This window comes from Paraburkholderia graminis C4D1M, assembly GCF_000172415.1.
GTDB classification, from domain to species: Bacteria; Pseudomonadota; Gammaproteobacteria; order Burkholderiales; family Burkholderiaceae; genus Paraburkholderia; species Paraburkholderia graminis.
This window is the reverse complement of record NZ_ABLD01000021.1, coordinates 105,246-127,782: the sequence shown is the minus strand read 5'-3', so window position 1 is coordinate 127,782 and position 22,537 is coordinate 105,246. Positions and strand designations below refer to the sequence as shown.

Below are 22,537 nucleotides of genomic sequence, written 5' to 3'. Positions count from 1 at the left end.
TCCCACTGGATTTTTACTCTGGTCCAAACCGGCGCCGCGTCTCTTGCAACGGTTCGCACAATAACAGGCGGCGCGGCCGCGGAGGGTAGCGTGAAAAATAACGAAAGAAACGGGATGCGGTGGCGCTCGTGGTGCTTTGCAGTGCGCGCGTCGGTGCTCGTGCTCGCAGCCGGCGCGGCCGCGCACGCGGGGGCTCAGTCGGCGGCAGCGGGGGAGCCGGCCGTCGCACGCAGCGAAGTCGGGCATTCGACATCCGCATGGCTCGAGCTTCAGCGCAGCAACGCGCAAGCCGCGGCCCCTCAGCCGATGCTCGGCGAAGAGGCGGGGCTCGCGTACCGACGCTACATGCAGTCGTTCAAATCTCGCATTCCCGATCTGTACGGTTCGGCGCTCAATCAGGGCAGCGGCGGCGGCCAAGGCGGCGGGCTCACGGGCCAGTTGCCGCAGAACTGATATGCGATCAGCCGATTCCGTCCGCTGTCATTCGCGATCGCTGCGCACGCATCGTCGCGCAGGCGCTGCCCTTGCGCTCACCCCGCGCCGGCAGCGCGGCGCGATCGCGCTGCTGGCGGCGGTGTTCGTGAGCGTCGCGGTCATCGCGCTCGGCGCCGTGGACATCGGCCACTTCTATTACGCGCGCCGCGATTTGCAGCGAACCGCCGATCTCGCCGCGGCGGCCGGCGCTCAGGTGATCGGCAGCGCGGGCGGCTGCGCGGCGGCCGCCAGCATGGCGCGGCTGAACGCAACCGCAAACGGCCTGCCGGGCGACGGCACGGTCCAGGTCACTTGCGGACGATGGGACCCGTCGGCCAATGCGGGCCAGTCGTATTTCGTTGCGTCGGGCACGCCGCTCAATGCGGTGCAAGTGGTGGCGAGCCGGCCCGTGCCGTTTCTGTTTCTGATCGGCCAGGCGCGCGACCTGAGCGCGAGCGCCGTCGCGCAGGCGACCAACATCAGCTCGTTCTCGCTGAGCACGTCGGTGGCGAGCCTTTCCGGCGGCCTGCTCAACGGACTGCTGAACGGCTTGCTCGGCACCAGCCTGAATCTCGACGTTGGCTCTTATCAGGGGCTCGCCACCGCGCAGGTGAAGCTGGCGGATCTGGCGGCCGCATTGGGCGTCGCGTCGATGTCGCAGTTGCTGCAAACGCAGGTGACGGTGAGCCAGCTCGCCACCGCGATGGCGACCGTGCTCGGTGAGAGCAACGTGGCGAGCGCGAGCGCGATCAGCGCGCTGGGCGCGATTGCGAGCGCATCGACGGGATCGACGGCGATCCGGCTCGGCGACACGACGAGCGCAAACGGCTTGCTCGCGATCGGTCTCGCCAACCCGGAGGCGGCCGCGTCCGCCACCATGAACGCGCTCGACGCGCTGATGATCGCCGCCGAGATCGCGCACGGCAGCTCGGCGGTGAACCTGGGCACCGCGCTCAATCTGAGCCCGGTCGCGAACGTCACGGCGCAAGCGCGGGTTCTGAAACCGCCCGTGATCGCGGTGGGCGAGGCCGGCACCTATCCGGACGGCCGCTATCGGACGAGCGCGCATTCGGCGTCGGTGCAGCTTTATCTGAACGTGCAACTGGTCAACGCCAAGCTCGGGCTCGGGGCGGGATTTCCTTCGCTCGTCAACGTGAGCCTTCTCAATCTGCCGATCTACCTCGAAGTCGCGCCCGGCACTGCCCGCTTGCAAAGCACGCAGTGCTCGACGCAGAAGTCGACGAGCTATAGCGGGATCGACGTCAGGCCAGGCGTGCTGTCGATGTGCGTGGGCGGCGACGCGTCCAGCAACCTGACCAATAGCAGCGTGCCGACCACCTGCTCGACGCCCGCGTCGCTGACTTCAGTGAGCGTGCCGCTGCTGAGTCTCGGCGTAATCGACGTGACGGTCGGCAGCAGTTCGCCGGCGAACGGCTTCAACCTTCATATACAGCCGCAGTCGAGCGTGCTGCGCTTTAACAACGTGGCCGGCGATGCCGACGACTTTCAGAGCACCAACACCAACGCGCTCGGTTCGGCGACGAGCGGTCTTGTGGGCCAGCTCGCGGCCGGGCTCGCGGGCTCGATGCACGCGAGCGCGCTCGGCCTCGACATCACCGTTCTTGCCGCGCCGCTCGTTGGCGCGCTCGCCGGGACGCTCACGCCCGTACTGAATTCGCTCGACCTGCTGCTCGTTCCGCTTCTGCAACTCCTCGGCGTGCAGGTCGGCGTCAGCACGGTTCACAGCCTCGGACTTGCCTGCGGTCAGGCACAACTGGTTTATTGATTCGGCGACCATGAGAACCACCACCAAAATCGAGGAACTCGATATTTACGTCTGGGAGGGCAAGGCCGACATCGTCGACCGGGTCGCGCGCTGCATGGCGAGCTTCGACGTCGAAGTGATCCGTGCGGATGACATCGCGATCTCGCCCGAGCGGACCGCGCAGCGGCCGTCGCTCGCGATCATCAGCGTCTCGGTGATCGACAGCGGCGCGCTGATCGTGCGCGACTGGCAGGCCGCTCACGGCATTCCGGTCGTGTGGGTCGGCGCGGCGCCGCGCGACCACGATCCGTCGATGTATCCCGCCGAGTATTCGCACATTCTGCCGCTCGACTTTACGTGCGCCGAGTTGCGCGGCATGGTGACGAAGCTCGTGCTGCAAATGCGCGCACACAGCGCGAAGACGCACGAGTCGGACGCGATCATCGCCAACTCCGAATGCATGCAGGCGCTGCTGCACGAAGTCGATACCTTCGCCGACTGCGACACGAGCGTGCTGGTGCACGGCGAGACCGGCGTCGGCAAGGAGCGCATCGCGCAACTGCTGCACGAAAAACATAGCCGCTACGGCAAGGGCCCGTTCGTCGCGGTGAATTGCGGCGCGATTCCGGATGGCCTGTTCGAGTCGCTGTTTTTCGGGCACTCGAAGGGCTCGTTCACGGGCGCCGTGGTCGCGCACAAAGGCTACTTCGAGCAGGCCGACGGCGGCACGCTGTTTCTCGACGAGATCGGCGATTTGCCGCTTTATCAGCAGGTCAAGCTGTTGCGGGTGCTCGAAGACAGCGCCGTCACGCGCATTGGGTCCGCGACGCCCGTCAAGCTCGACTTCAGGCTCGTCGCGGCGACCAACAAGCATCTGCCGCAGCTCGTGAAGGACGGCACTTTTCGCGCGGACCTCTATTATCGGCTGGCGGTGATCGAGCTAAAAATCCCGTCGCTGGAAGAGCGGGGCGCCGTCGACAAGATCGCGATCTTCAAGGCGTTTATCGCGCAGGTGGTGGGCGCCGAGCGCCTCGCCGGCTTGCCGGATTTGCCGTACTGGCTCGCGGACGCCGTCGCCGATACGTATTTTCCCGGCAACGTGCGCGAACTGCGCAATCTCGCCGAACGGATCGGCGTGACGGTGCGGCAGATCGGCGCATGGGACGCCGCGCGCCTGCAGCGTCTGCTCGCGCTTGCCCGCAGCAGTCAGCCGGTGCCGGCCGAGAGCGCGGCGGAAGTGCTGGTGGACCGCAGCAAATGGGACATGGCGGAGCGCAACCGCGTGATCGCCGCACTCGACGCCAACAGCTGGCGGCGTCAGGACACGGCGCTCTATCTGGGCATCAGCCGCAAGGTGCTGTGGGAGAAAATGCGCAAGTACCAAATTTTCGACGAAGAGCCCGAAACCCGCGAAAGTGAGTAATAATGAGACGATTGGGAACTAAAACAAAAACTGTCGAAGCAGGAATTACATGGACCAAAAGTCGAAACTACGACAGATCGCCGTTGCCGCGATCATGGCGTTGGGGGTAGCACACGGCGCATGCGCACAGGCTCAGTCTTTGCCTCAGTCTCAGTCTGACAACAATGGCGCATCCGGCGTCGTTTCCCAACCGGGTGCGACAGTCGCGCTGCCGTCGACGCAGCCTGCGCAGCCTCAGGTTCAGACTTCCGCGCTCACGCCGGACGAAGCGAAGCAATCCGCCGCGGGCAACGTCGCCGAATTGCAGCAAATGATCAAGGGCTCGGACCTCAGCGAACTGCGCACCACGTACAACGGCAGCTACGGCGCGAGCTTGCTGTTCCACGGCAAGGAGATGACGTACTACGTCGCGCTCTTCCAGCAAAAGAACTTCTGGCGTGTCATCAAGACGCAGGACGCGGCGCGCGCCGAAATGATCTACCGCGATTTCGCGCGCCAGACGCTGCAACTGTCGGACGTGGAAATTCGCCGCACGCAACTCGAGGCGCAAAAGGCGTTCACCGAACGCATGATCGCGCTGTCGCAGAACCGTGCGAATCGCCTGCAGGCCGACCTCGATGTTGCGCGCCAGCAGCAGACGATCGTGGCCAACCAGCAGCAACAGACCCGCGCCGACGCCGTGGCGCTCGCCCAGCAAAAGGCTGCCGCGCAGGAGCAACTGCGTGCGGCGCAGCGTCAGGTGCGCGAACTGCAGCGGCAGCTTGAAAGCGGCTTGCCGGTGCATTGAGGCGGAAGCGGCTGACCGTTTGACGGCCTGATCGCACCAGATAAGCCGGGTGGGCGATGCTCAACGATGCTCAATACGCTCGCTCGGCTTGCTTTCATACGAGGCGTTACTCGACCGGCTTTGTCCTTGGCATAAATCAGCGCATCTGTCGGCCGGCGTCATCACGGCGCGCGTGCCGAAGGCGCTTGCGAATTGCGCACTGTGCCTGCGCGCGCCATGCGTTCGTGGGGCGCGACTGCGTTGCCGTTGCGCGCTAGCGCCGCTTCTTCTCTTCCCCTGGCTTTTGCCCTTGCCCCGGCGAGTGCGGTTGTGCCTCCGACGCACGAGGCGCGTGATTCTCGTGGACGGCAATCGGATCGCTCGCGGGGAAGCTTTCTTCCAGTGCCTCGTCGAGGCGGCTTTCGGTTGAGTCGAGCACCCGCTCCGGCTGGTTTCCGGTGGACGGCGGCGCAGTGTGCTTCTTGCTCGTCATGACGGGCTCCCTTAGACGTAATCGACGATCCAGCATAGCGCAAACACTGCGCCGGCGACATTAGCCGGATGGCATAGGACCGCGACGCGCAACGCCAACACCGCGCCATCTAGTAAAGAAAAACTTCAAACGTAGGTTCGCCGGCTCGTTTTCCGTGTGTCGCAGGAATGCAGTGCGGAAAACAACCATCATCGGACGGTCGCGTGGACCGGCCCATCGCACCGCATGCGGCGCAACGACACTGTCCAGCTTCGGGAGCGGCGCAAACTCAAACGACCAACAACAAGGCAGCGAACACCATGAACACGAAATACGTGCGCACAAGGCGTTTCAACGCTTCACACGTGGTGGAAGCAGAACTGGATCATCTGGATTGGGCAACGAAACAGCCGACGCAACGGATGCTGGACGCCGGCTACTGGCGGCGTCGTCTGTTGGCGGTCAAATGCAAGTTCGAGCTGTCAGAACAACAGGTGGCGAGGGTGGAGAAAATTCTGCAGCGGCTCGGCCCTCTGCAGAAGTAAGCGGCGCTGCGCGCCGCTTATTGCTTACTCGTGGCCGCCGTTGCCGTTGCCATTACCGTTGCTGCCGCCACCGCCGTGATTGCCGTGGTTGCCGCCGTCGCCGCCCGTGCCGAACAGACGGCGCCGGCGCGTGACGACCACCGGCGTGTCGGACGAACTGCCGCGATCCGATGCGGGCCGGTCAGACGGTGCGCCGTACGATTCGCGCGGTTCACGCGGTTCCCGATGCTCGCGCGGCTCACGCGAGCCGTGCGGCCCGCGGGTGGTGTGCTCGCCATGCGACGGGCGGCCCGCGCGCGGAGCCGGACGGGTTCCGGTATCGAGCTGGATCGTCGAGATGGCGCGCTTGTAGATGCCCTGCAGGCCGACGGGCGTGCGCAGCATCACCAGATATTGGTCGAACGACTCGATGCACCCTGTCAGGCGGATGCCGTTGACAAGGTAAATCTCAACGCGCTTTCGTTCTTTGCGCGCGGCGTTCATGAAGTCGTTTTGCGGATGCGATTCTGCGGAAGCCATGGACAATTCAGGTTAGAAAGACGGTTGTTCGCCGCGATTCTACCCTGTGCGGGGCGGAACGCGTCGGCGGGCGAACTGCGTCCACTATAACGGCTTGCGCCCACATAAGCACCTGGTAACTATGGGCTGTAACGTTGAGTTACCAAATCAGCCGATGATTGACCGGCTTCTTCGGCCAGAGCGGGCGCTTCCCGATGCCGATGGCGGAAAAAGCTGGCCCCGCGGGATGCATCGTCGGAATAAATCGCCTGGCTGCAGCGTTAAGAGAGGGACGGTGCGAGAAAGATGGAGCACCGAGTTTGATCGACAGCCTCGCATGGGACGGAAGTAAGCGCCCTGCATGACAACGGAGACTCACATGAAATCGACTCGCATCCTCGGCATGATCGTCATGCTTTTCACACTCGCATTGGGCTCGCTCGCCACCACGGCGTGCTCTTCGACGGACAGCGGCGCGTCCAGCAGCGGCACGAGCGGCGGCAGCAGCAGCGGCGGCTACTGAGCGCTGCGCTCGGGGTGAGCTTCGAAGCGGAAGTGATTTCGTGGCTCCCGCAGTTGCGCCGCTATGCGCGCGCGCTGACGGGGGACCGCGCGTGGGCCGATGACCTCGTGCAGGACACGGCCGAGCGCGCGCTCGCGCGCTGGGCGGCGTTCCGGCCGAACAGCAATCTGCGCGCGTGGCTCCTGACCATCCTGCGGCATCTTTATATCGATCAGCTGCGCGGCCGCCGCGAAATCGCCGTCGACGAAGAAAGCGCCCCGTGGCGCAATCTCGAGGCGCCGCAACGAGAGGTCGACGGTCTCGTGCTGCGCGATCTGCAGCGCGCACTGTATCGCCTGCCGCTCGAACAGCGCGAGGTGCTGCTGCTCGTGTGCGTCGAGGAACTGACGTATCAGGAGACGTCGAAGGCGCTCGGTGTGCCCGTCGGCACGGTGATGTCGCGGCTGTCGCGCGGGCGCGAGCATCTGCGCGCGTTGCTGGAGGGGCCCGCGCATGGGCCGGCGCGCAAGCCGCCGCCGTTGAAAGTAGTGAGAAATCCGCGATGAATAACGACCACGACGACCACGATTCCAGCTTGCCCGACGGGGTGGACCTGCGAGCGCTGTCGGCGTTCGTCGACGGCGAGATGCCGGATCACGAGCGCGAGCGCATCGCGGCGCTCGTCGCCGGACATCCGCAAGCGGCCGCGCGGGTGGCCGCGTGGCGCGCGCAAAAGGCCGCGCTGCGCGTGTTGTGCGGCGTGTCGCCTGGCGAAGCGGAGCGCGTATCGGCGGATTATGCCGAGCCTGGCGGCCCCGATGAACCTCATGCCGCCGACGACCCCGCCGTCATCGTGCTGCGTCCGCGCACGCCGTGGTGGCGGCGCGTCGGCGTGGCCGCGTGCTGGCTCGCGGCGGGCGCCGGCCTCGCGCTCGCGCTCGGCCCGCTCGCGCCGCGTTTGACGGGCGGCGCATGGAACGGTCTCGGCGCAAGCGCGCCCAGTTTCGCCGAACGCGCCGACATCGCGTATGCGGTCTATACGCCCGAGCGGCGACATCCGGTGGAGGTGGCGGCGAGCGAGGAAGAGCATCTGATCGCCTGGCTCTCCAAGCGTCTGAACCGGCCGCTTTCGGTGCCGTCGTTGCAGGAATACGGCTACTCGCTCGTGGGCGGCCGCCTGTTGCCCGGCGAGGCGGGACCGGCCGCGCAGTTCATGTACGAGAACCGCGGCGGCGCGCGCCTCACGCTGTACGTGACCGGCACCGCGCGCGACGAGAACGCGTTCCGTCTGCTGCGAGACGGCAACCGGCGCACCTTCTACTGGATCAGCGACGGCATGGGCTACGCGTTGTCCGGACCGATCGCGGAGGGCAAGCTGCGCTCGATTGCCGTCGACGTCTGCAGCGCGTTGGGCGGCAAGCCGGAAGCGTGGCAGTAGCGACGCGCGCCACAAACGGAGACCCCTTGACCCGTACCCTGCCGCCGAACCTTTCCGCCGCGCAGTTCGACGCGGCGCTGGCTGCCTGGCGCGCGATCGTCGGCGACCAGCATGTGGTGAATTCGGCGACCGCGCTGTCGACCTATCTCGACCCGTTCGCGCCCGGCGAGCGCGAGGCGTTCGCGGCGAGCGCCGCGCTGCTGCCCGCATCCGTCGATGAAATCCGCGCGGTGCTGCGCATTGCCAATCAATATCGCATTCCGTTGTGGACCGTTTCCACCGGACGCAACTTCGCGTACGGCGGCGCCGCGCCGCGTCTGACCGGCTCGGTCGTGCTCGATCTGCAACGGATGAAGCGCATCGTCGAGGTCAACGAATCGCTCGCGTATGCGCTCGTCGAACCGGGCGTCAGCTACTTCGATCTGCACGCGCACTTGCGCGACAAAGGCTATCGGCTGTGGGTCGATCCGCCGGCGGCGGGCTGGGGCAGCGTGGTCGGCAATACGCTGGAGCGCGGCTTCGGCTACACGTCGTATGGCGATCATGCGGCCACGCAGTGCGGCATGGAAGTGATACTCGCCAACGGCGACGTGCTGCGCACCGGCATGGGCGGCATCGACACGAGCACCGCATGGCAGCTTTATCAGCCGGGTTACGGGCCGTCGTTCGACGCGATGTTCATGCAGTCGAACTACGGCATCGTCACCAAGATCGGCGTGTGGCTGATGCCCGCGCCGCCCGCGTATCTGCTCGGCGAAATTCAGTTTCGCCATGAAACGGATCTTGAAGCCATCGTCGAAATATTGCGGCCGTTGCGGCTCGACGAGACGATCCGCAATCATGCGGTGATCGAAGGCGGTTTGCGGCGCGCTGCCGGACTGTCGGCGCGCGCGCAGTGGTACGACGGTCCGGGCGCGATGCCGGAAAGCGCGGTGACGGCGATGCTCGACAAGCTGAACGTCGGCCGCTGGAATCTGCATTTCGCGCTGTACGGAACGCCCGAGCTCATCGACGCGCGCTACGCGATCGTCGAGCGCGCGTTCGCGCGTGTGCCGCAGGCGCGAATCTTCGCGAAGCGTTATGCGGGCGACGCCGAGCCCACCGCGGGCGGCGATCGCAATCTGGCCGGCATTCCGGCGATGAGCGCGTTTCGCATGCTCGACTGGCGCGGCGGCGCGGGCGCGCATGTGGACTTCGCGCCGGTGTGCCCGGCGACCGGGCGCGATGCGCTGCGCCAGTACTTCATGGTGAAGGCGCGCGCGGCCGAATACGGCTTCGATTACTACGGCGGATTCACGGCGGGCGTGCGTCATCTGCATCACATCTTCGCGGCGATTTTCGATCGCGACGACGCGAACCAGGTCGAGCAGGCCGGCGCACTATTGCGCTCGCTGATGAGCGACGCGCGCGCGGCCGGTTACGGACAATATCGCGCGCATCTCGCGTATATGGATTTCGCCGCCGCGCAGTACAGCTTCAACGACGGCGCCTTGCTGCGGCTCTCGGAAACGATCAAGGACGCGCTCGACCCGAACGGCATTCTTGCGCCGGGCAAGCAGGGTATCTGGCCGGCGGCGTGGCGCGGACGGCGCGGCTATACGTAAGCGCAACATGAGCGCAAAGTGGAGCGCAACGTAAGCGCAACGTGGCTGCAAGCGGCGAAATGAGCCGCATCGAACAACCGGAGCACGAGCATGGACCGGCGCACTTTCATGATGACGAGCGCATGGCTTTCCACCACGGCAGGCTCCGTGTGGCCCTGGCTCGGACACGCGGCGGCACGCGGCGACACCTTCGCAATTGCCGATTCGACGCTGCCGGCTAGCGCCGCGTTTGCCCGCTACGCCGCCGCGATGAACCTGCCCACTTTCGAAACCGGCGACGACATCGGCCTGCTATGGCACACCACGCTTTCGCCGCTGCTGCACGCATCGGCTGCCAATGCAAACGCGGCGCGCTGGCTGATCGGCGTGACGCGCGCGTCCGATTACTTCGTGTTGAGAGAACTCGCGACTCGCGCGACGCATCGCATCGAGGATAGTCACGAACAGGCCGCGCAGTCCGCCGATGCCAAGCCCGCTCACGTCAGCTTCGTATTCGCGCCGCGTTGAGCCGCGACGACGCTAGGACTAGAACTTATAGGCCTTGTTTTGCGGGTCGAAAGTCGAGTCGTCGAAAGTTTTCGGCGTGATGGTTTCGAACACGATCTTCTCGAAGATGCGGCCGTCGTTGTCATAAGACTCGACGGTGCGGAAATACGGATGCCGCAAATCGAGCCCGAGCGTCTCCTTCTTCGCGTAGAACTGCGGCTGACCGGTCGGCGTCTCGAACGTGAACGCGACCACGCGCACGCCGTCGATGGTCTGCACGTCGATCTGCATCGAGCGCGGCAAGCCGGCCTCGATAAATTTCTTGCCCTCGGCGAGGTACTGCTGCGCGATGTATTCGGTGCCGAGATCGCGCACCTGGTGATTCGATTGCGAGCGGGCAAGCGCGCCGTTCAACGACGTCCATAACGGCATCACGTTCATGATGCCGCCGAGGTGCCCATACATTTCGTCGCTGCGCTTGGACTCGTCGTAGATGATTTCCTGGCCCGCGTGCCCGCCGTCGGGCAGCCACTTTGCGTAGATGCGCAGCGGGTCGTGCGCGACGCGCACCAGCATGTGATCGGGCTTGTCGGGCCACTGGCCGCGAACGCGCTCGGAGCGCGACATCGTGAACTCATACGACGCGTAGCCGTTCGGACCTTCCTTGATATAACGCGGCAGCGCGAGCGGATCGAGCGACTTGAAGAGCGCGACCAGTTGCGCGTCGTCGAGCGCTTCGAGCGTGCCGCTTTGCTGAGCGGCGCGCAGCCATTTGACCTGCTGATCGAGCGTCAACTTGCCGACTTGCGAAGCGGGCGTCGAAGGTGGCTTGACCGCGCTTGCGGTTTCGAGCGGCGGCGGCTTGTCGTCGTTTTGTGCGAAGGCGGGCGAGACGCCGATGCTTACGATTGCACATGCTACGGCGCACGCGACGAGCGCACCGGACCGCAGCTTGCGCAACGGCAGCTTGTCGCGCTGAGCCGGCGGCGCGCAAACAGCGGCTGTCGCGTTCAAGCGCATCGCGCGAAACAACCGCAAGCGTGCGAACAGGCAAGGCGTCATCAAAACTCTCCCGAAAGGTGGCGCAACGCTTCACGCGAGCGCCTTGGGAGTCAGGCAGACTTTTGCTTCGCGAGTTCCTCGTCCCGCAGCGCGCGGCGCAGAATCTTGCCGACATTGGTTTGCGGCAACTCATCGCGGAACTCCACGACCTTCGGCACCTTGTAGCCCGTCAGGTTCTTGCGGCAATGCGCGATCACCTGTTCGGCGGTCAACGACGGATTGCGCTTCACGACGAACACCTTCACGCGCTCGCCCTGGGCGTCGTCGGGCACACCGATTGCCGCTACTTCGCGCACGTCGGGGTGCGCCGCGATTACGTCCTCGATCTCGTTCGGATAAACGTTGAAGCCCGACACGAGGATCATGTCTTTCTTCCTGTCGATGAGACGAATGAAGCCGCGCGAATCCATCACGCCGATGTCGCCGGTCGCGAGCCAGCCTTCGTCGTCGATCACCTTGGCGGTCTCCTCAGGCCGGTTCCAGTAGCCCTTCATGACCTGCGGGCCCATCACGCACAATTCGCCTGCCTCGCCGATGTCCGCCCAACTGCCGTCGTCTTTTCTGAAGCGCACTTGCGTCGACGGCGCGGGCAAGCCGATCGAGCCTTCGAAGTCGCGCAGGTTCGAGACGTCGACGGGATTCATCGACACGATCGGCGAGCATTCGGTCAAGCCGTAGCCTTCGATAATCGGCTTGCCCGTCACCGCCTTGAAGCGCTCGGCCACCGACCTTTGCGTCGCCATGCCGCCCGCCATCGCGAGCTTGAGGTCGGAGAAATCGCGCTTGCGAAATTCCTCGTTCTCGAGAAACGCGTTGTACAGCGTATTGACCGCGGTCATGCCGGTGAACTTCTCGTGGCGGATGATCATCATCACGCGCTTCATGTCGCGCGGATTCGCGATCAGGATGTTGCGCCCGCCGAGTCCCATGAAGATCAGCGCGTTCACCGTCAGCGAATAGATGTGATAAAGCGGCAGCGGCGTGAGCACCGTTTCTATCTCGCCGCTCAATTGACCTTCGGACCACGCCTTCGCCTGCAGCAGATTGGCGATGATGTTGCGGTGCGTGAGCATCGCGCCCTTCGCGACGCCCGTGGTTCCGCCGGTGTACTGAAGAAACGCGATGTCGTGATGCGTCGGGCGAACGGGCGTGAGCGGCCGCGCATAGCCGACGGCGAGCGCCTTCAGAAGCGGCACCGCTTGCGGCAACTGATACGCGGGCACCATCTTCTTCACATGACGCAGCGTGAAATTGAGCAGACGTCCCTTGATATTCAGGCCGTCGGCGAGCAGGTCGCCGAGTCCAGTCACGATCACGTTCTGTATCTTCGTACCCGGCAGCGCGTCCTGTACCGTCTTCGCAAAGTTCTCGAATACGATGATGGTTTGCGCGCCGCTGTCCTTCAACTGATGCGCAAGCTCGCGCACTGTGTAGAGCGGATTCACGTTGACCACGACGGCGCCCGCTTTGAGCACGCCGAACAGCGACACCGGATACTGGAACGTATTGGGCAGCATGATCGCGACGCGTTCGCCGGGCTTCACGCCGATGCTCTGCAAATACGCGGCGAAGGCCGTCGCCTTGCGGCCCAGTTCGCCATACGTCATGCTCGCGCCGACGCTCACGTACGCAACGCGCTCGCGAAACTGCGCGATGCATTCGTCGAAGAATTGCACGAGCGACTCGTACTTGTTGACGTCGATTTCATGCGGCACGCCGGCCGGGTACGACGCGTACCAGATACCGTCGGTGTTGGGCGCGCGCCCGGCATGCCCGCTTGCCTGATTCGCAGCGGCGGGCGAGGGCGAGGCTTGAGTGGGCTCGGTCATCGGTCGTCTCCTGAAGCCGGGGCTTCATGTGTTTGTGTGCTGTTTGTGCAGTGCTTTGCTTATGGTTCGCGCGACGTAGGTCAGCGCTCAAGAATAGCCACCACGCCCTGGCCGCCGGCCGCGCAGATCGAGATGAGTCCGCGCGCGGTGCCCGCGGGCTTATCGAGCTGCGCGAGCATCTTCGCAAGACCCGCGACGATGCGCCCGCCCGTCGCCGCAAACGGATGACCCGTCGCGAGCGAGCCGCCGTTGACGTTGAGCTTCTCGCGATCGATCGCGCCGAGCGGGCCGTCGAGGCCCAACTGCGTGCGGCAATATTCGTCATCCTGCCATGCCGCGAGCGTGCACAACACTTGCGCCGCGAACGCTTCGTGGATCTCGTAGAAATCGAAGTCCTGCAACGTCAGTCCCGCGCGTGCGAGCATGCGCGGCACCGCATACGCAGGCGCCATCAAGAGGCCCTCTTTCTTGTCGAAGTAGTCGACGGCCGCCGTTTCCGACCAGCTCAGATACGCCAGCACCGGCAGCCCGCGGCGCGCGGCCCAGTCCTCGCTCGCGAGCAGTACCGCCGATGCGCCGTCGGTGAGCGGCGTCGAATTGCCGGCGGTCAGCGTACCGGCGTCGCGATCGAACGCGGGCTTGAGCGAAGCGAGCTTTTCGAGCGTGAGGTCGGAGCGCAGATTGTTGTCGCGCGCAAGGCCGCGGTACGGCGTCATCAGATCGTTGACGAAGCCGCGCGCGTACGCTTCGGCGAGCTTGCGATGACTGTCGTAGGCGAGCACGTCCTGCGCCTCGCGCGAGATGTTCCAGCGCTTCGCCATCAGTTCGCAATGCTCGCCCATCGAAAGACCCGTGCGCGGCTCGCCGTTGCGCGGCAACAGCGGCTTGAAAAACATGCCGGGCCGCAGCTTCGCCAGCGCGCCGACGCGCTGACCTGGGCTGCGGCCGCGGTTCGCCTCGAGCAGAATCTTGCGCAGGTTCTCGTTCACGCCGATCGGCGCATCCGAAGTCGTATCCACGCCGCCTGCGATGCCCACGTCGATCTGTCCCAACGCAATTTTATTGGCCACGAGGATCGCGGTTTCGAGCCCCGTGCCGCACGCCTGTTGCACATCGTACGCGGGTGTTTCCTTCGCGAGTGTGGTGGACAGCACGGATTCGCGCGTGAGATTGAAGTCGCGCGAATGCTTGATGACGGCGCCCGCCGCGACTTCGCCGAGACGTTCGCCATGCAGGTTGTAGCGGTCGATCAGTCCTTGCAGCGTGAAGGTTAGCATGTCCTGATTCGACGCGGTCGCGTAGGCCGTATTCGAGCGGGCAAAGGGAATCCGGTTGCCGCCGATAATCGCGACGCGGCGCACGGGTGGCAGCGGGTGAGGCATGCTCGGCTCCTTCTTGTGGCGTGTTGGATTGATGTGGCTCGCGTAGACAGCGGCAAGCGCCGCTATCGTTGTTCCGGCGCGGGTCTGATTGCAGGACATGCGTTCATTGCAGTCTCCATTGCATGCGCCCGCGCAAATGCGGCTTTTCTCCAGCGATGTCGCGCACCTCGATATCGCGTTCGATCAGCGATGACGACGCGCTCCATAGCGTTGCTTCGCCGGGCAGCAGCATCGGCAGCTTGAATTCGGCGCTGAGCGTGGCTTCGGCAAGCGGCTTCGGCGGCTGCAATGACGATGCCGCGCGCGCGAGCGTCCACATGCCATGCGCGATCGCACGCGGAAAACCGAACGCCTTCGCGGAAAGCGCGCTCATATGGATCGGGTTGTAGTCGCCGGACACGCTCGCATAATCGCGGCCGAGTTGCGGCGCGAGCTGCCAGCGAGCGATGCGCTGCAACGCGGCGGCATCCACCACGAGCGGATCGAGCGGCGCGCCGCTCGCCGCCACGCCGCGCTTCAGATAAACGCTGTCGCCGTCCCACACCGCTTCGCCGCGCCGGTAAATGCGCGTATGCAGCAGGAACGCCTGGCCCTTGTCGTGACGCAGCAGCGCGCCGAACTCCACTTCGATGCGCAGCACGTCCTTGTACGCGAGCGGCCGGCGCAGACGCACATGATTGGCGAGATGCAGCAGCCCGACCGCGGGCCACGGGAACGCCGGATCGGTGAGCATCAGCAGATGCAGCGGAAACGCGAGCAGATGCGGATACGTGAGCGGCACGCCGTGTTCGGGAATGAAGCCGCACACGCGCGCATAACGCCACGCGGGCCCGGCATCGAGCGCGACGGCGGGGCGCACGAGACGCAACGCCGGCAACTGCGCCGGACGTCCGCGCTTGACGATGCCCGACAACGCGCGCGCATAAAGACGCGCCGGTGTGGGCAAGGTGTCGATAACGACAGTCTTCGGCCGGACTGCATCGCGTTGTGCGAGAGTCGACGCGTGCTGGCCGCCGAACGGATCACCGGGTTCTTGCATGGTCAGGCTCCGATCAGGCTTTGTCCGCACACGCGCACCACCTGGCCGCTGATGCCGCCCGAGCCCGGATGCGCGAGCCACGCGATGGTCTGCGCGACGTCGACCGGCTGGCCGCCCTGCGCAAGCGAATTCATGCGGCGGCCGGCTTCTCGAAGCGTGAACGGCATCTTCGCGGTCATCTGCGTTTCGATGAAGCCCGGCGCGACCGCGTTGATCGTGATGCCGCGCGCGCGCAACAACGGCGCCATGCTTTGCACGCGGCCGATCACGCCCGCTTTCGACGTCGCGTAGTTGGTCTGCCCGAGATTGCCCGCAATGCCGCTGATCGACGACACGGCGACGATGCGGCCGCCGTCGCGCAGAATGCCGGCCGCGAGCAACGCGTCGTCGATGCGCTCCTGCGCGCACAGGTTGATGTCGATCACGCTCTGCCACATAGCGGCGGTCATCTTCGCGATGGTTTTGTCCTTCGTGATGCCGGCGTTGTGCACGATGATGTCGATGCCTTGATCGTCGAGCGCGGCGGCGATCTGCGCGGGCGCTTCGGGCGCGGCGATGTCGAAGGCGAGCGCGGTGCCGTTCAACTGGCGCATGGTCGCGTCGAGCGCGTCGCGTGCCGACGGAATGTCGATGCCGATCACATGCGCGCCTTGCGCCGCGAGCACGCTTGCAATGGCCGCGCCGATGCCGCGCGCCGCGCCCGTCACCACCGCGCGCTTGTTCGCGAGCGGCGCTTGCCAATCGAAGGCCGCGGCTTTGCCGTCTTTCGTAAGCGAACGCGTGGCGCTCGAGTCGGGGCCGTCGGCGGTAATGTGCACGACCTGACCCGACACGTACGCCGAGCGCGGCGACAGAAAAAAGCGCAGCGTGGCCTCGATCCGCGCTTCAGCGCCTTCGCCGACATAGACCAGGTTCGCGGTGATGCCGCGCCGCGCTTCCTTGCCGAGCGATCGCGTGAGACCTTCGAGCGCGCGCTGCGCGGTCCATTGCCGCGGATTCGCGCAGTCCTGGGGCGGCCGCCCGAGCACGACGATGCGCCCGCACTTGCCGAGCGAGCGCAGCGTGTCGTGGAAGAACGCATGCAGCGGCTCCATCTGGCTGCTGTCCTCGATACCGCTCGCATCGAAGATCAACCCTGCAAGACGCGTGGCCGAGCCTGCCTCCGCCGCCTGAAAACGCCCCGTCATCAGACCGTGACGATGCGCGAGCGGCATCCACAAGCCGGCGCTTTCATGCGCGACGCTCGTCACGCCGATGCTTGCGACGAGATTCGCGAGCGCATCCAGCAGATGCGGCCCGCGCCCCGCGCCGATCGCAATCAGGCCGTCGAACTCGGGGCGATCCGCGCGATAGCGGCGCAGCACCTCGGGTTTCGGCAGGCCCAGCGAACGCGCAAGACGCGCGCCGAACGGCGAATTGACGAAGTTCAGGTAAGAGTCGTTCATGTTGTTGGTTGCTCCGCTGGACACGTCCGCACGTCCGTCAGTGTGCACTGAGTTTCGCGCATCGGCGTGTTTCGCAGCGAGGTTTTTTCATGGCGAGGCCCGAGCCCTGCTGCGCGTCACAGCGCGACTTCGAGCGCCGTTTCGAGTGCGTCCTTGCGTCGTTGCAGACTGGCGAGCAGGTCGAAGTCGGCGGGGAAGTCGTCGACCTTCACGACGTGTGCCGCGTAGCGCGCGTACTCGTCGAGCACGCGGCGCTCGTCGGCGTCGATCAGGCCTTGCTGCAGCGCGGCGTCGGCCCATGCGCCCAGTTGCACGACGCTCTGCGGCATCGGCTCGAGGCGGCGCGCTTTCACCGCTTCGCGAAGCTTCTGCTCGATCTGCGTGAAGCGCGGGTTCAGCTCGAACACGAGTTCGCCGTAGCCAAGCGCATCGACGTCGGGATGCGGCACGTACGAATCGGAGACCAGCCGGTTGCGCGCCGCGCCCGGTGTCTGCATCAGTTCCGCGATCGCGCTGCCGAGGCGGTCGGACGGCTCGCGATGCGGCAGGCCGAACGGGAAGGCGAGCACACGCACGAGCCCGGCGGCAAGGCGATTCGGATAATTGGCGAGCACGCCGTCGAGCGCCTGTTGCGCGCGATACAGCGAGTCCTCCACGCCCCAGCGCACGAGCGGCAGATCGTCTTCCTGACGGCCTTCGTCCTCGAAACGCTTCAGCGTTGCGGAGATCAGATAGAGCTGCGAGAGCACGTCGCCAAGACGCGCCGAAATGCGTTCGCGGCGTTTCAGATCGCCGCCGAGCACGAACATGGAGACATCCGCGAGCAGCGCGAAAACCGTGGCGATGCGCGTGGCCGCGCGATAGTACGCGTGCAGCGGCGCATGCGCGGTGCGCGGCGTGGCGATGAAGGCGCCGCCGGTGATGCCGTACACGACACTACGCACGACGTTCGACAGCGTGAAGCCGACGTGGCCGAAGAAGGCGTCGTCGAAATCGCGCAGCGCTTTGGCGCGGTCGGCTTCGCGCGTTGCGGTCATTTCCTTCAGCACGTACGGATGGCAAACGAATCGCGCCCTGACCGAAGATGATCAGGCAGCGCGTGAGAATGTTCGCGCCTTCGACGGTGATCGCAATCGGCACCTGCTGATAGGCGCGTGCGAGAAAGTTCGACGGCCCCATGCAAATGCCCTTGCCGGCGGTGACATCCATTGCGTCGTTGATGACCATGCGCGCGCGCTCGGTGATGTGATACTTCGCGATCGCCGAAATCACCGAAGGCTTTTCGCCGAGGTCCACCGCATGCGCGGACAGGCGGCGCGCGGCGTCCATCACGTACAGATTGCCGCCCATGCGGCCGAGCGCTTCCTGCACGCCCTCGAACTTGCCGACGGCCGTGCGGAACTGACGGCGCACGGCGGCATACGCGCCCGTGCCGCGCACGGCGAGCTTCGCCATGCCCACATTCGACGACGGCAGCGAAATCGCGCGGCCCGCCGCGAGGCATTCCATCAGCATGCGCCAGCCGTTGCCCACTTGCGCGCGTCCGCCGATCACCCAGTCGAGCGGAATGAAGACGTCCTTGCCGGAGTTCGGGCCGTTCTGGAACACCGCGTTGAGCGGCCAGTGACGGCGCCCGATGTTCACGCCGGGATGATCGGTCGGAATCAGCGCGCACGTGATGCCGGGTTCGTCGTTGGAGCCGAGCAGACGGTCGGGATCGAGCGCGCGAAACGCGAGGCCGAGCACGGTGGCAATCGGCCCGAGCGTGATGTAGCGCTTGTCCCATGTCACGCGAAAGCCGAGCGTCTCGCGGCCTTCGTGCATGCCTTTACACACGATGCCAACATCGGGAATCGCGGCGGCGTCCGAGCCGGCGTAGGGGCTCGTCAGCGCGAAGCAGGGGATTTCATCGCCACGCGCGAGACGCGGTAAATAGTGGTTCTTCTGCTCGTCGGTGCCGTAGTGCATCAGCAGTTCGGCGGGGCCGAGCGAATTCGGCACCATCACCGAAACGGCCGCGGCCGAGCAGCGCGTGGCGAGCTTCATGATGACCTGCGAATGCGCGTACGCGGAGAACTGCTTGCCGCCATACTGCTTCGGAATGATCATGCCGAGAAAGCCACGCTCCTTGATGAACTGCCATGCTTGCGGCGACAGGTCCTGCCACACCATGGTGGTTTCCCAGTCGTTCGCGAGGTCGCATAGCTGTTCGCATTCGTTGTCGAGAAAGGACTGCTCTTCGGCCGTCAATGTTGCTGGGCCGTAGCCTAGCAGCGTGTCCCAATGCGGACGGCCGGAGAAGAGTTCGGCGTCCCACCAGACGGTGCCGGCTTCGATCGCGTCACGCTCGGTCGGCGACATGTCCGGCAAGATCTTGCGGAATGTGTCGAGCACCGGCTTCGCGAGCCACGCGCGGCGCAGCGGCTTCACGGCGAGCACGAGGGCGGGCAGGACCAGCACGATCGCGAACAGCGTGGTCGCGGCCACGCCCGCCGCTCCGCTCACGCGCACGGCGGCGACCCACGCGACCATGAAGACCAGCCACCAGAGCGCGCGCGCCTGAACGTACACGAGCGCAAGCGCGCCGACGACCAGCAGTAGAACGAACCACGACATGACGTTTCCTCCCTGTTTCGATGATGCGTGCGAACGCATCCACGGCGCGTGGAAGGTTCGCTTTTTTGATGTTGTGCGAGCAGGCTTGGCGTCGATTGACGCTTGGCCTGCTTTTTGTCGAACGGCGTTTTTATGTCGCGCCGTGCCACACCTGCTGCAACGGACACGTTTCTATCGCACTGCCGCGAGATTCGCCGTCGAGGCTCGCATGTGCCGGTGTATGTGCATGTGTATGTACATGTGCTGATGCAGCCGACATGCCTGGGTTGCCTCGCGAAGCAGATGAACTCGCTGAGTCGTCAGCGTCGCGATGTGCTTCGTTCGCGGCATCGTTCGTAGCGTGTTGGCTGTTCTGCGCGGCCGTGGCGGTGCTCGCGTCGCTGTCCGCATCCGCTTCGGCATCGGTATCCGTCGCGTCGCCGAGCACTGCCGCGAACATCGCCAGTTGCGACGCGTCGGGCAGCGGCGCCTTCAACGCGGCGACCATCAGCGATGCAAGACGGGCGATCAGTTGCAGGTCGTTCATCGACTTGCCCTGCGAGAACTCCGCGATCAGGCTCTCGGTGTCGGCGCCCGCCAGCACGCCCGACAACGCGCCGATCGCAAAGTGCAGACGCCAGCCGAGTTCCTCGCGCGGCAGATGCGGCAACGCGCGCTGAAACGCATCGAAAAAACGCACGGCTACCGACGCATAGTGCGCATTCAGAAAGTCGCGAATGAAGGCGGACGGGTCCGTGTAAGCGCGGCCGAGCAAGCGCAAAAATGCCTTGCCGCCGACGCGCGGATCGCGCGACAGCCGCAGCGCCGGAATGAACATCGCGCCGAGCACATGCTCGCAGGTGAGCCGTTCGCCGAGCATCTGATCGAAACGATCGAGCAGCTTGACGCGCTCTTCGTTGAGGCGGTCGAGCCGGCGCGACAGCATCGAGTGAATCAGCGATTCCTTGCTGCCGAAGTGATAGTTGACCGCCGCGAGATTCACTTCGGCGCGCGAAGTGATCTGCCGCAGCGACATGGCCTCGTATCCGCAATCGATGAAGAGCGTCTCAGCGGCGTCGAGAATGCGTGACTTCGTATCGCCGGCGTGCCGGCTTGTTGTGCGACCTGCCATGTTGCGTCTCCCAGTTGCCGGGCGCCCGGCCCGCAAACAGGCGATTCAAATGTCAATTTGAAACAGCCGTTTTTTTCAGGATAAGAAGGATGGTGAAGCTGAGCAAGGGTTGCGTGTCGATTAACTCCTCTAGAAGACTCAAGCTTGGGCGCAACGCTTCGCGCGCAAAAATAAAAAGGCCGTTCCGACGAATCGGAACGGCCTCGTATGAATCGGTGCTGATCGGTACTCTGTTTGGCCTGCGCTTATGCGCTAGTTCAATGCGGCACGCGCGCTATGTATGCCGTGGTGCTCTGTGCATACAGGCTGCGTGCCGTGGCGGTTCGAGCCGCCTTGTCGTCTATTGTGCCCGATAACCGCGCGGCGAAACAGTTGTTTGGTTCGAACGCTTAAAGCTGTCCTCCAACGGGGCGGCCTTGCACGTGTTCGCCGACATGCGCGGCCGACTGCGTCATGTCGATGCCGCGGCGCTCGCGGCTAAACGGAATCAGCGCGCAGATCACGAGCGCGACGATGCCGATCACGACGGCCATCACGAGTGCATAGTTGTTGCCGTGCGCTTCGGCGGAGCTCGCCTGCAGCGGTCCGTTCACCGACGCAATCAGATTGCCGAGCTGATACACGAGACCGGGGAACGTCGCGCGGATTTCGTCGGGCGAGATCTCGTTCAGATGAACCGGTATCACGCCCCATGCGCCTTGCACGGAAATCTGCATCAGGAACGCGCCCACTGCAAGCAGCACCGGCGTGCTCGAAAAAGCCCACAACGGCAGCACCGGCAGAGCGATCAGCGCGGCGATAAAGATTGCGCGCTTGCGTCCGATCTTCTCCGACAACATGCCGAAAAAGAGCCCGCCGCAAATCGCGCCGATGTTCAGCGTGATCGTGATCAGGGACACCGTGTGCGCGTCGAACTGATGCTGCACGCGCAAGAAAGTGGGGTACAGGTCCTGCGATCCGTGAGAGAAGAAGTTGAACGCGGTCATCAGCACAATCGCGTACAGCGACAGCTTCACGTTCTTTTTCAACGTGGCGACGAGGCCGGGCCGTGCCTGCTTTTCGAGTGTCTTGAACGCGGGCGATTCCGGCACGTGCGCGCGAATGTACAGCACGAGCAGCGCGGGCAGCACGCCGACGAAGAACATGCCGCGCCAGCCGATATACGGAAAGAAGAGGCCGAACACCACCGACGCGAGCAGGTAGCCGCTCGGATAGCCGGCTTGCAGCAAACCGGAGACGATGCCGCGCGACTTCGGCGGCACGGTCTCCATCGTCAAGGCCCCGCCCACGCCCCATTCGCCGCCCATCGCGATACCGAACAGCGCGCGCAGCACCAGCAGCGTCGCGAGGTTAGGGGAGAAGCCAGACAGCAATTCGAGCAGCGAGAAACACGCGATGTTCACCATCAGCGTGGGCCGGCGGCCGTAGCGGTCGGCGAGCCAGCCGAAAATCAGCGCGCCGACCGGCCGCATCATCAGCGTCAGCATAATGCCGAACGCGACATCGGGGATTTTCGTATTGAATTCCGCTGCAATATCTTTCAATACGAAAACCATCAGAAAGAAATCGAATGCGTCGAGTGTCCAGCCGAGATAGGCGGCGATCGTGACGTTTCTCTGCTCGCGTGTCCAGCTCATGGATTGTTCTCCTGGTCTCCATTCCGTTTTCGGTAAGCCGCGCGCGATGCCGATGACCGACACGCCCGTGGCATGGTCTTCGAGCGCGAGTGTACGCCGACCTTTAAGCGTCTGCAGGAATCCGCGCAGCGTTATCGGTGTTAATCCTGGAGCAATTATCGTGCTGAATGCGCAACTGAGGCGGAGTGTCGGTTTAATGTAATTATTGTATTGAGCTTGTTTGCGAAAGTGCATGCGATATGTAATGGAATGAATCGCGGAATGAATTGCGGAATGGATTGCCGATCAATTGCCCGATCAATTGCCCGATCAATTGCAAACGCGGCCTCATCCGGTCGCAATGACTTCGCCGTTTTGCGTAGCCCCGCAAGCTTTTCCGATGCGCCCGCGCCGCAACGGTAGAATGCAATCGACCGCCGACTGTCGGCATCCACGAATGGATG

Annotated in this window: 21 protein-coding genes; 10 read left to right on the top strand and 11 right to left on the bottom strand. The window is 64.6% G+C overall.

Going from position 1 to position 22,537, the window contains the following annotated elements; genetic code table 11:
• Positions 1 to 90: 90 nt before the first annotated feature.
• Genes BGRAMDRAFT_RS25770 through BGRAMDRAFT_RS25755 form a run of 4 tightly spaced genes read left to right on the top strand, consistent with a single transcriptional unit; the run spans position 91 to position 4,449 of the window.
• Positions 91 to 453 (top strand): DUF3613 domain-containing protein, encoded by a 363-nt coding sequence (locus BGRAMDRAFT_RS25770; protein ID WP_006051818.1) that lies wholly within the window; start codon positions 91 to 93, stop codon positions 451 to 453.
• A 1-nt stretch (position 454) separates the two neighbouring features.
• The gene (locus tag BGRAMDRAFT_RS25765) at positions 455 to 2,260 is read left to right on the top strand and encodes a TadG family pilus assembly protein (protein WP_006051817.1); all 1,806 of its coding nucleotides are present in this window, start codon (positions 455 to 457) and stop codon (positions 2,258 to 2,260) included.
• Positions 2,261 to 2,270: 10 nt separating this feature from the next.
• On the top strand, positions 2,271 to 3,662 hold the full coding sequence (locus tag BGRAMDRAFT_RS25760) for a sigma 54-interacting transcriptional regulator (RefSeq protein ID WP_006051816.1): 1,392 nt from the start codon (positions 2,271 to 2,273) through the stop codon (positions 3,660 to 3,662).
• A 49-nt stretch (positions 3,663 to 3,711) separates the two neighbouring features.
• Positions 3,712 to 4,449 carry a DUF2968 domain-containing protein gene (locus BGRAMDRAFT_RS25755; protein WP_006051815.1) on the top strand — a complete coding sequence of 246 codons (738 nt, stop codon included), beginning with the start codon at positions 3,712 to 3,714 and terminating at the stop codon, positions 4,447 to 4,449.
• Positions 4,450 to 4,702: 253 nt separating this feature from the next.
• Here the strand turns inward: BGRAMDRAFT_RS25755 and BGRAMDRAFT_RS25750 are convergent, their stop codons facing one another.
• A complete protein-coding gene (locus BGRAMDRAFT_RS25750) occupies positions 4,703 to 4,921 on the bottom strand; it encodes a hypothetical protein (protein WP_006051814.1) in 219 nt (72 codons plus the stop codon).
• A gap of 299 nt (positions 4,922 to 5,220) precedes the next feature.
• On the opposite strand from BGRAMDRAFT_RS25750, the gene BGRAMDRAFT_RS25745 reads away from it, so the two are divergent.
• Entirely contained in the window at positions 5,221 to 5,445 is a 225-nt protein-coding gene (locus BGRAMDRAFT_RS25745) for a hypothetical protein (RefSeq protein ID WP_006051813.1), read from the top strand.
• 24 nt (positions 5,446 to 5,469) lie between these two features.
• Here BGRAMDRAFT_RS25745 and hfq read toward each other — a convergent pair whose 3' ends face one another.
• Complete coding sequence (hfq, locus tag BGRAMDRAFT_RS25740; protein ID WP_006051812.1) at positions 5,470 to 5,964, bottom strand: RNA chaperone Hfq; 495 nt, start codon at positions 5,962 to 5,964, stop codon at positions 5,470 to 5,472.
• 358 nt (positions 5,965 to 6,322) lie between these two features.
• Between hfq and BGRAMDRAFT_RS35080 the strand changes: the two genes are divergently transcribed.
• The 5 genes from BGRAMDRAFT_RS35080 to BGRAMDRAFT_RS25720 all read left to right on the top strand — a co-directional run bounded on the left by BGRAMDRAFT_RS35080 (position 6,323) and on the right by BGRAMDRAFT_RS25720 (position 9,994).
• Complete coding sequence (locus BGRAMDRAFT_RS35080) at positions 6,323 to 6,466, top strand: hypothetical protein (RefSeq protein ID WP_006051811.1); 144 nt, start codon at positions 6,323 to 6,325, stop codon at positions 6,464 to 6,466.
• A gap of 14 nt (positions 6,467 to 6,480) precedes the next feature.
• Complete coding sequence (locus BGRAMDRAFT_RS25735; RefSeq protein WP_006051810.1) at positions 6,481 to 7,011, top strand: sigma-70 family RNA polymerase sigma factor; 531 nt, start codon at positions 6,481 to 6,483, stop codon at positions 7,009 to 7,011.
• A complete protein-coding gene (locus tag BGRAMDRAFT_RS25730; protein WP_006051809.1) occupies positions 7,008 to 7,883 on the top strand; it encodes an anti-sigma factor family protein in 876 nt (291 codons plus the stop codon). Before BGRAMDRAFT_RS25735 ends, BGRAMDRAFT_RS25730 begins: the two co-directional genes overlap by 4 nt.
• A gap of 26 nt (positions 7,884 to 7,909) precedes the next feature.
• Positions 7,910 to 9,487: an FAD-binding oxidoreductase gene (locus BGRAMDRAFT_RS25725; protein WP_006051808.1), complete on the top strand. Its 1,578-nt coding sequence runs from the start codon at positions 7,910 to 7,912 to the stop codon at positions 9,485 to 9,487.
• Positions 9,488 to 9,577: 90 nt separating this feature from the next.
• Positions 9,578 to 9,994, top strand: a complete 417-nt coding sequence (locus BGRAMDRAFT_RS25720; RefSeq protein ID WP_006051807.1) for a hypothetical protein — start codon at positions 9,578 to 9,580, stop codon at positions 9,992 to 9,994.
• An 18-nt stretch (positions 9,995 to 10,012) separates the two neighbouring features.
• On the opposite strand, the gene BGRAMDRAFT_RS25715 is transcribed toward BGRAMDRAFT_RS25720, so the two are convergent.
• The 9 genes from BGRAMDRAFT_RS25715 to BGRAMDRAFT_RS25680 form a co-directional block, all read right to left on the bottom strand.
• A complete protein-coding gene (locus BGRAMDRAFT_RS25715; RefSeq protein WP_409372864.1) occupies positions 10,013 to 10,993 on the bottom strand; it encodes a DUF1571 domain-containing protein in 981 nt (326 codons plus the stop codon).
• 92 nt (positions 10,994 to 11,085) lie between these two features.
• Positions 11,086 to 12,864, bottom strand: coding sequence for an AMP-binding protein (locus BGRAMDRAFT_RS25710; RefSeq protein WP_006051805.1), 1,779 nt, complete (start codon positions 12,862 to 12,864; stop codon positions 11,086 to 11,088).
• A gap of 80 nt (positions 12,865 to 12,944) precedes the next feature.
• On the bottom strand, positions 12,945 to 14,246 hold the full coding sequence (locus BGRAMDRAFT_RS25705) for an acetyl-CoA C-acetyltransferase (protein WP_006051804.1): 1,302 nt from the start codon (positions 14,244 to 14,246) through the stop codon (positions 12,945 to 12,947).
• A gap of 103 nt (positions 14,247 to 14,349) precedes the next feature.
• Positions 14,350 to 15,285 (bottom strand): MaoC/PaaZ C-terminal domain-containing protein, encoded by a 936-nt coding sequence (locus BGRAMDRAFT_RS25700; protein WP_006051803.1) that lies wholly within the window; start codon positions 15,283 to 15,285, stop codon positions 14,350 to 14,352.
• A gap of 2 nt (positions 15,286 to 15,287) precedes the next feature.
• Positions 15,288 to 16,730, bottom strand: coding sequence for a 3-oxoacyl-ACP reductase (locus BGRAMDRAFT_RS25695; protein WP_006051802.1), 1,443 nt, complete (start codon positions 16,728 to 16,730; stop codon positions 15,288 to 15,290).
• Positions 16,731 to 16,846: 116 nt separating this feature from the next.
• Positions 16,847 to 17,767, bottom strand: coding sequence for an acyl-CoA dehydrogenase domain-containing protein (locus BGRAMDRAFT_RS35650; RefSeq protein WP_232292369.1), 921 nt, complete (start codon positions 17,765 to 17,767; stop codon positions 16,847 to 16,849).
• Entirely contained in the window at positions 17,667 to 19,346 is a 1,680-nt protein-coding gene (locus BGRAMDRAFT_RS25690; protein WP_006051800.1) for an acyl-CoA dehydrogenase, read from the bottom strand. Before BGRAMDRAFT_RS25690 ends, BGRAMDRAFT_RS35650 begins: the two co-directional genes overlap by 101 nt.
• A gap of 130 nt (positions 19,347 to 19,476) precedes the next feature.
• Entirely contained in the window at positions 19,477 to 20,457 is a 981-nt protein-coding gene (locus tag BGRAMDRAFT_RS25685) for a TetR/AcrR family transcriptional regulator (protein ID WP_006051799.1), read from the bottom strand.
• A 389-nt stretch (positions 20,458 to 20,846) separates the two neighbouring features.
• A complete protein-coding gene (locus tag BGRAMDRAFT_RS25680) occupies positions 20,847 to 22,094 on the bottom strand; it encodes an MFS transporter (RefSeq protein ID WP_006051798.1) in 1,248 nt (415 codons plus the stop codon).
• Positions 22,095 to 22,537 lie beyond the last annotated feature (443 nt).

Bases quoted from the DNA above. Each gene is read 5' to 3' on its own strand.
- BGRAMDRAFT_RS25765 (WP_006051817.1), top strand. From the start codon at position 455: ATGCGATCAGCCGATTCCGTCCGCTGTCATTCGCGATCGCTGCGCACG.
- BGRAMDRAFT_RS25760 (WP_006051816.1), top strand. From the start codon at position 2,271: ATGAGAACCACCACCAAAATCGAGGAACTCGATATTTACGTCTGGGAG.
- BGRAMDRAFT_RS25755 (WP_006051815.1), top strand. From the start codon at position 3,712: ATGGACCAAAAGTCGAAACTACGACAGATCGCCGTTGCCGCGATCATG.
- BGRAMDRAFT_RS25750 (WP_006051814.1), bottom strand. From the start codon at position 4,921: ATGACGAGCAAGAAGCACACTGCGCCGCCGTCCACCGGAAACCAGCCG.
- BGRAMDRAFT_RS25745 (WP_006051813.1), top strand. From the start codon at position 5,221: ATGAACACGAAATACGTGCGCACAAGGCGTTTCAACGCTTCACACGTG.
- hfq (WP_006051812.1), bottom strand. From the start codon at position 5,964: ATGGCTTCCGCAGAATCGCATCCGCAAAACGACTTCATGAACGCCGCG.
- BGRAMDRAFT_RS35080 (WP_006051811.1), top strand. From the start codon at position 6,323: ATGAAATCGACTCGCATCCTCGGCATGATCGTCATGCTTTTCACACTC.
- BGRAMDRAFT_RS25730 (WP_006051809.1), top strand. From the start codon at position 7,008: ATGAATAACGACCACGACGACCACGATTCCAGCTTGCCCGACGGGGTG.
- BGRAMDRAFT_RS25720 (WP_006051807.1), top strand. From the start codon at position 9,578: ATGGACCGGCGCACTTTCATGATGACGAGCGCATGGCTTTCCACCACG.
- BGRAMDRAFT_RS25715 (WP_409372864.1), bottom strand. From the start codon at position 10,993: ATGCGCTTGAACGCGACAGCCGCTGTTTGCGCGCCGCCGGCTCAGCGC.
- BGRAMDRAFT_RS25710 (WP_006051805.1), bottom strand. From the start codon at position 12,864: ATGACCGAGCCCACTCAAGCCTCGCCCTCGCCCGCCGCTGCGAATCAG.
- BGRAMDRAFT_RS25705 (WP_006051804.1), bottom strand. From the start codon at position 14,246: ATGCCTCACCCGCTGCCACCCGTGCGCCGCGTCGCGATTATCGGCGGC.
- BGRAMDRAFT_RS25700 (WP_006051803.1), bottom strand. From the start codon at position 15,285: ATGCAAGAACCCGGTGATCCGTTCGGCGGCCAGCACGCGTCGACTCTC.
- BGRAMDRAFT_RS25695 (WP_006051802.1), bottom strand. From the start codon at position 16,730: ATGAACGACTCTTACCTGAACTTCGTCAATTCGCCGTTCGGCGCGCGT.
- BGRAMDRAFT_RS35650 (WP_232292369.1), bottom strand. From the start codon at position 17,767: ATGACCGCAACGCGCGAAGCCGACCGCGCCAAAGCGCTGCGCGATTTC.
- BGRAMDRAFT_RS25690 (WP_006051800.1), bottom strand. From the start codon at position 19,346: ATGTCGTGGTTCGTTCTACTGCTGGTCGTCGGCGCGCTTGCGCTCGTG.
- BGRAMDRAFT_RS25685 (WP_006051799.1), bottom strand. From the start codon at position 20,457: ATGGCAGGTCGCACAACAAGCCGGCACGCCGGCGATACGAAGTCACGC.
- BGRAMDRAFT_RS25680 (WP_006051798.1), bottom strand. From the start codon at position 22,094: ATGAGCTGGACACGCGAGCAGAGAAACGTCACGATCGCCGCCTATCTC.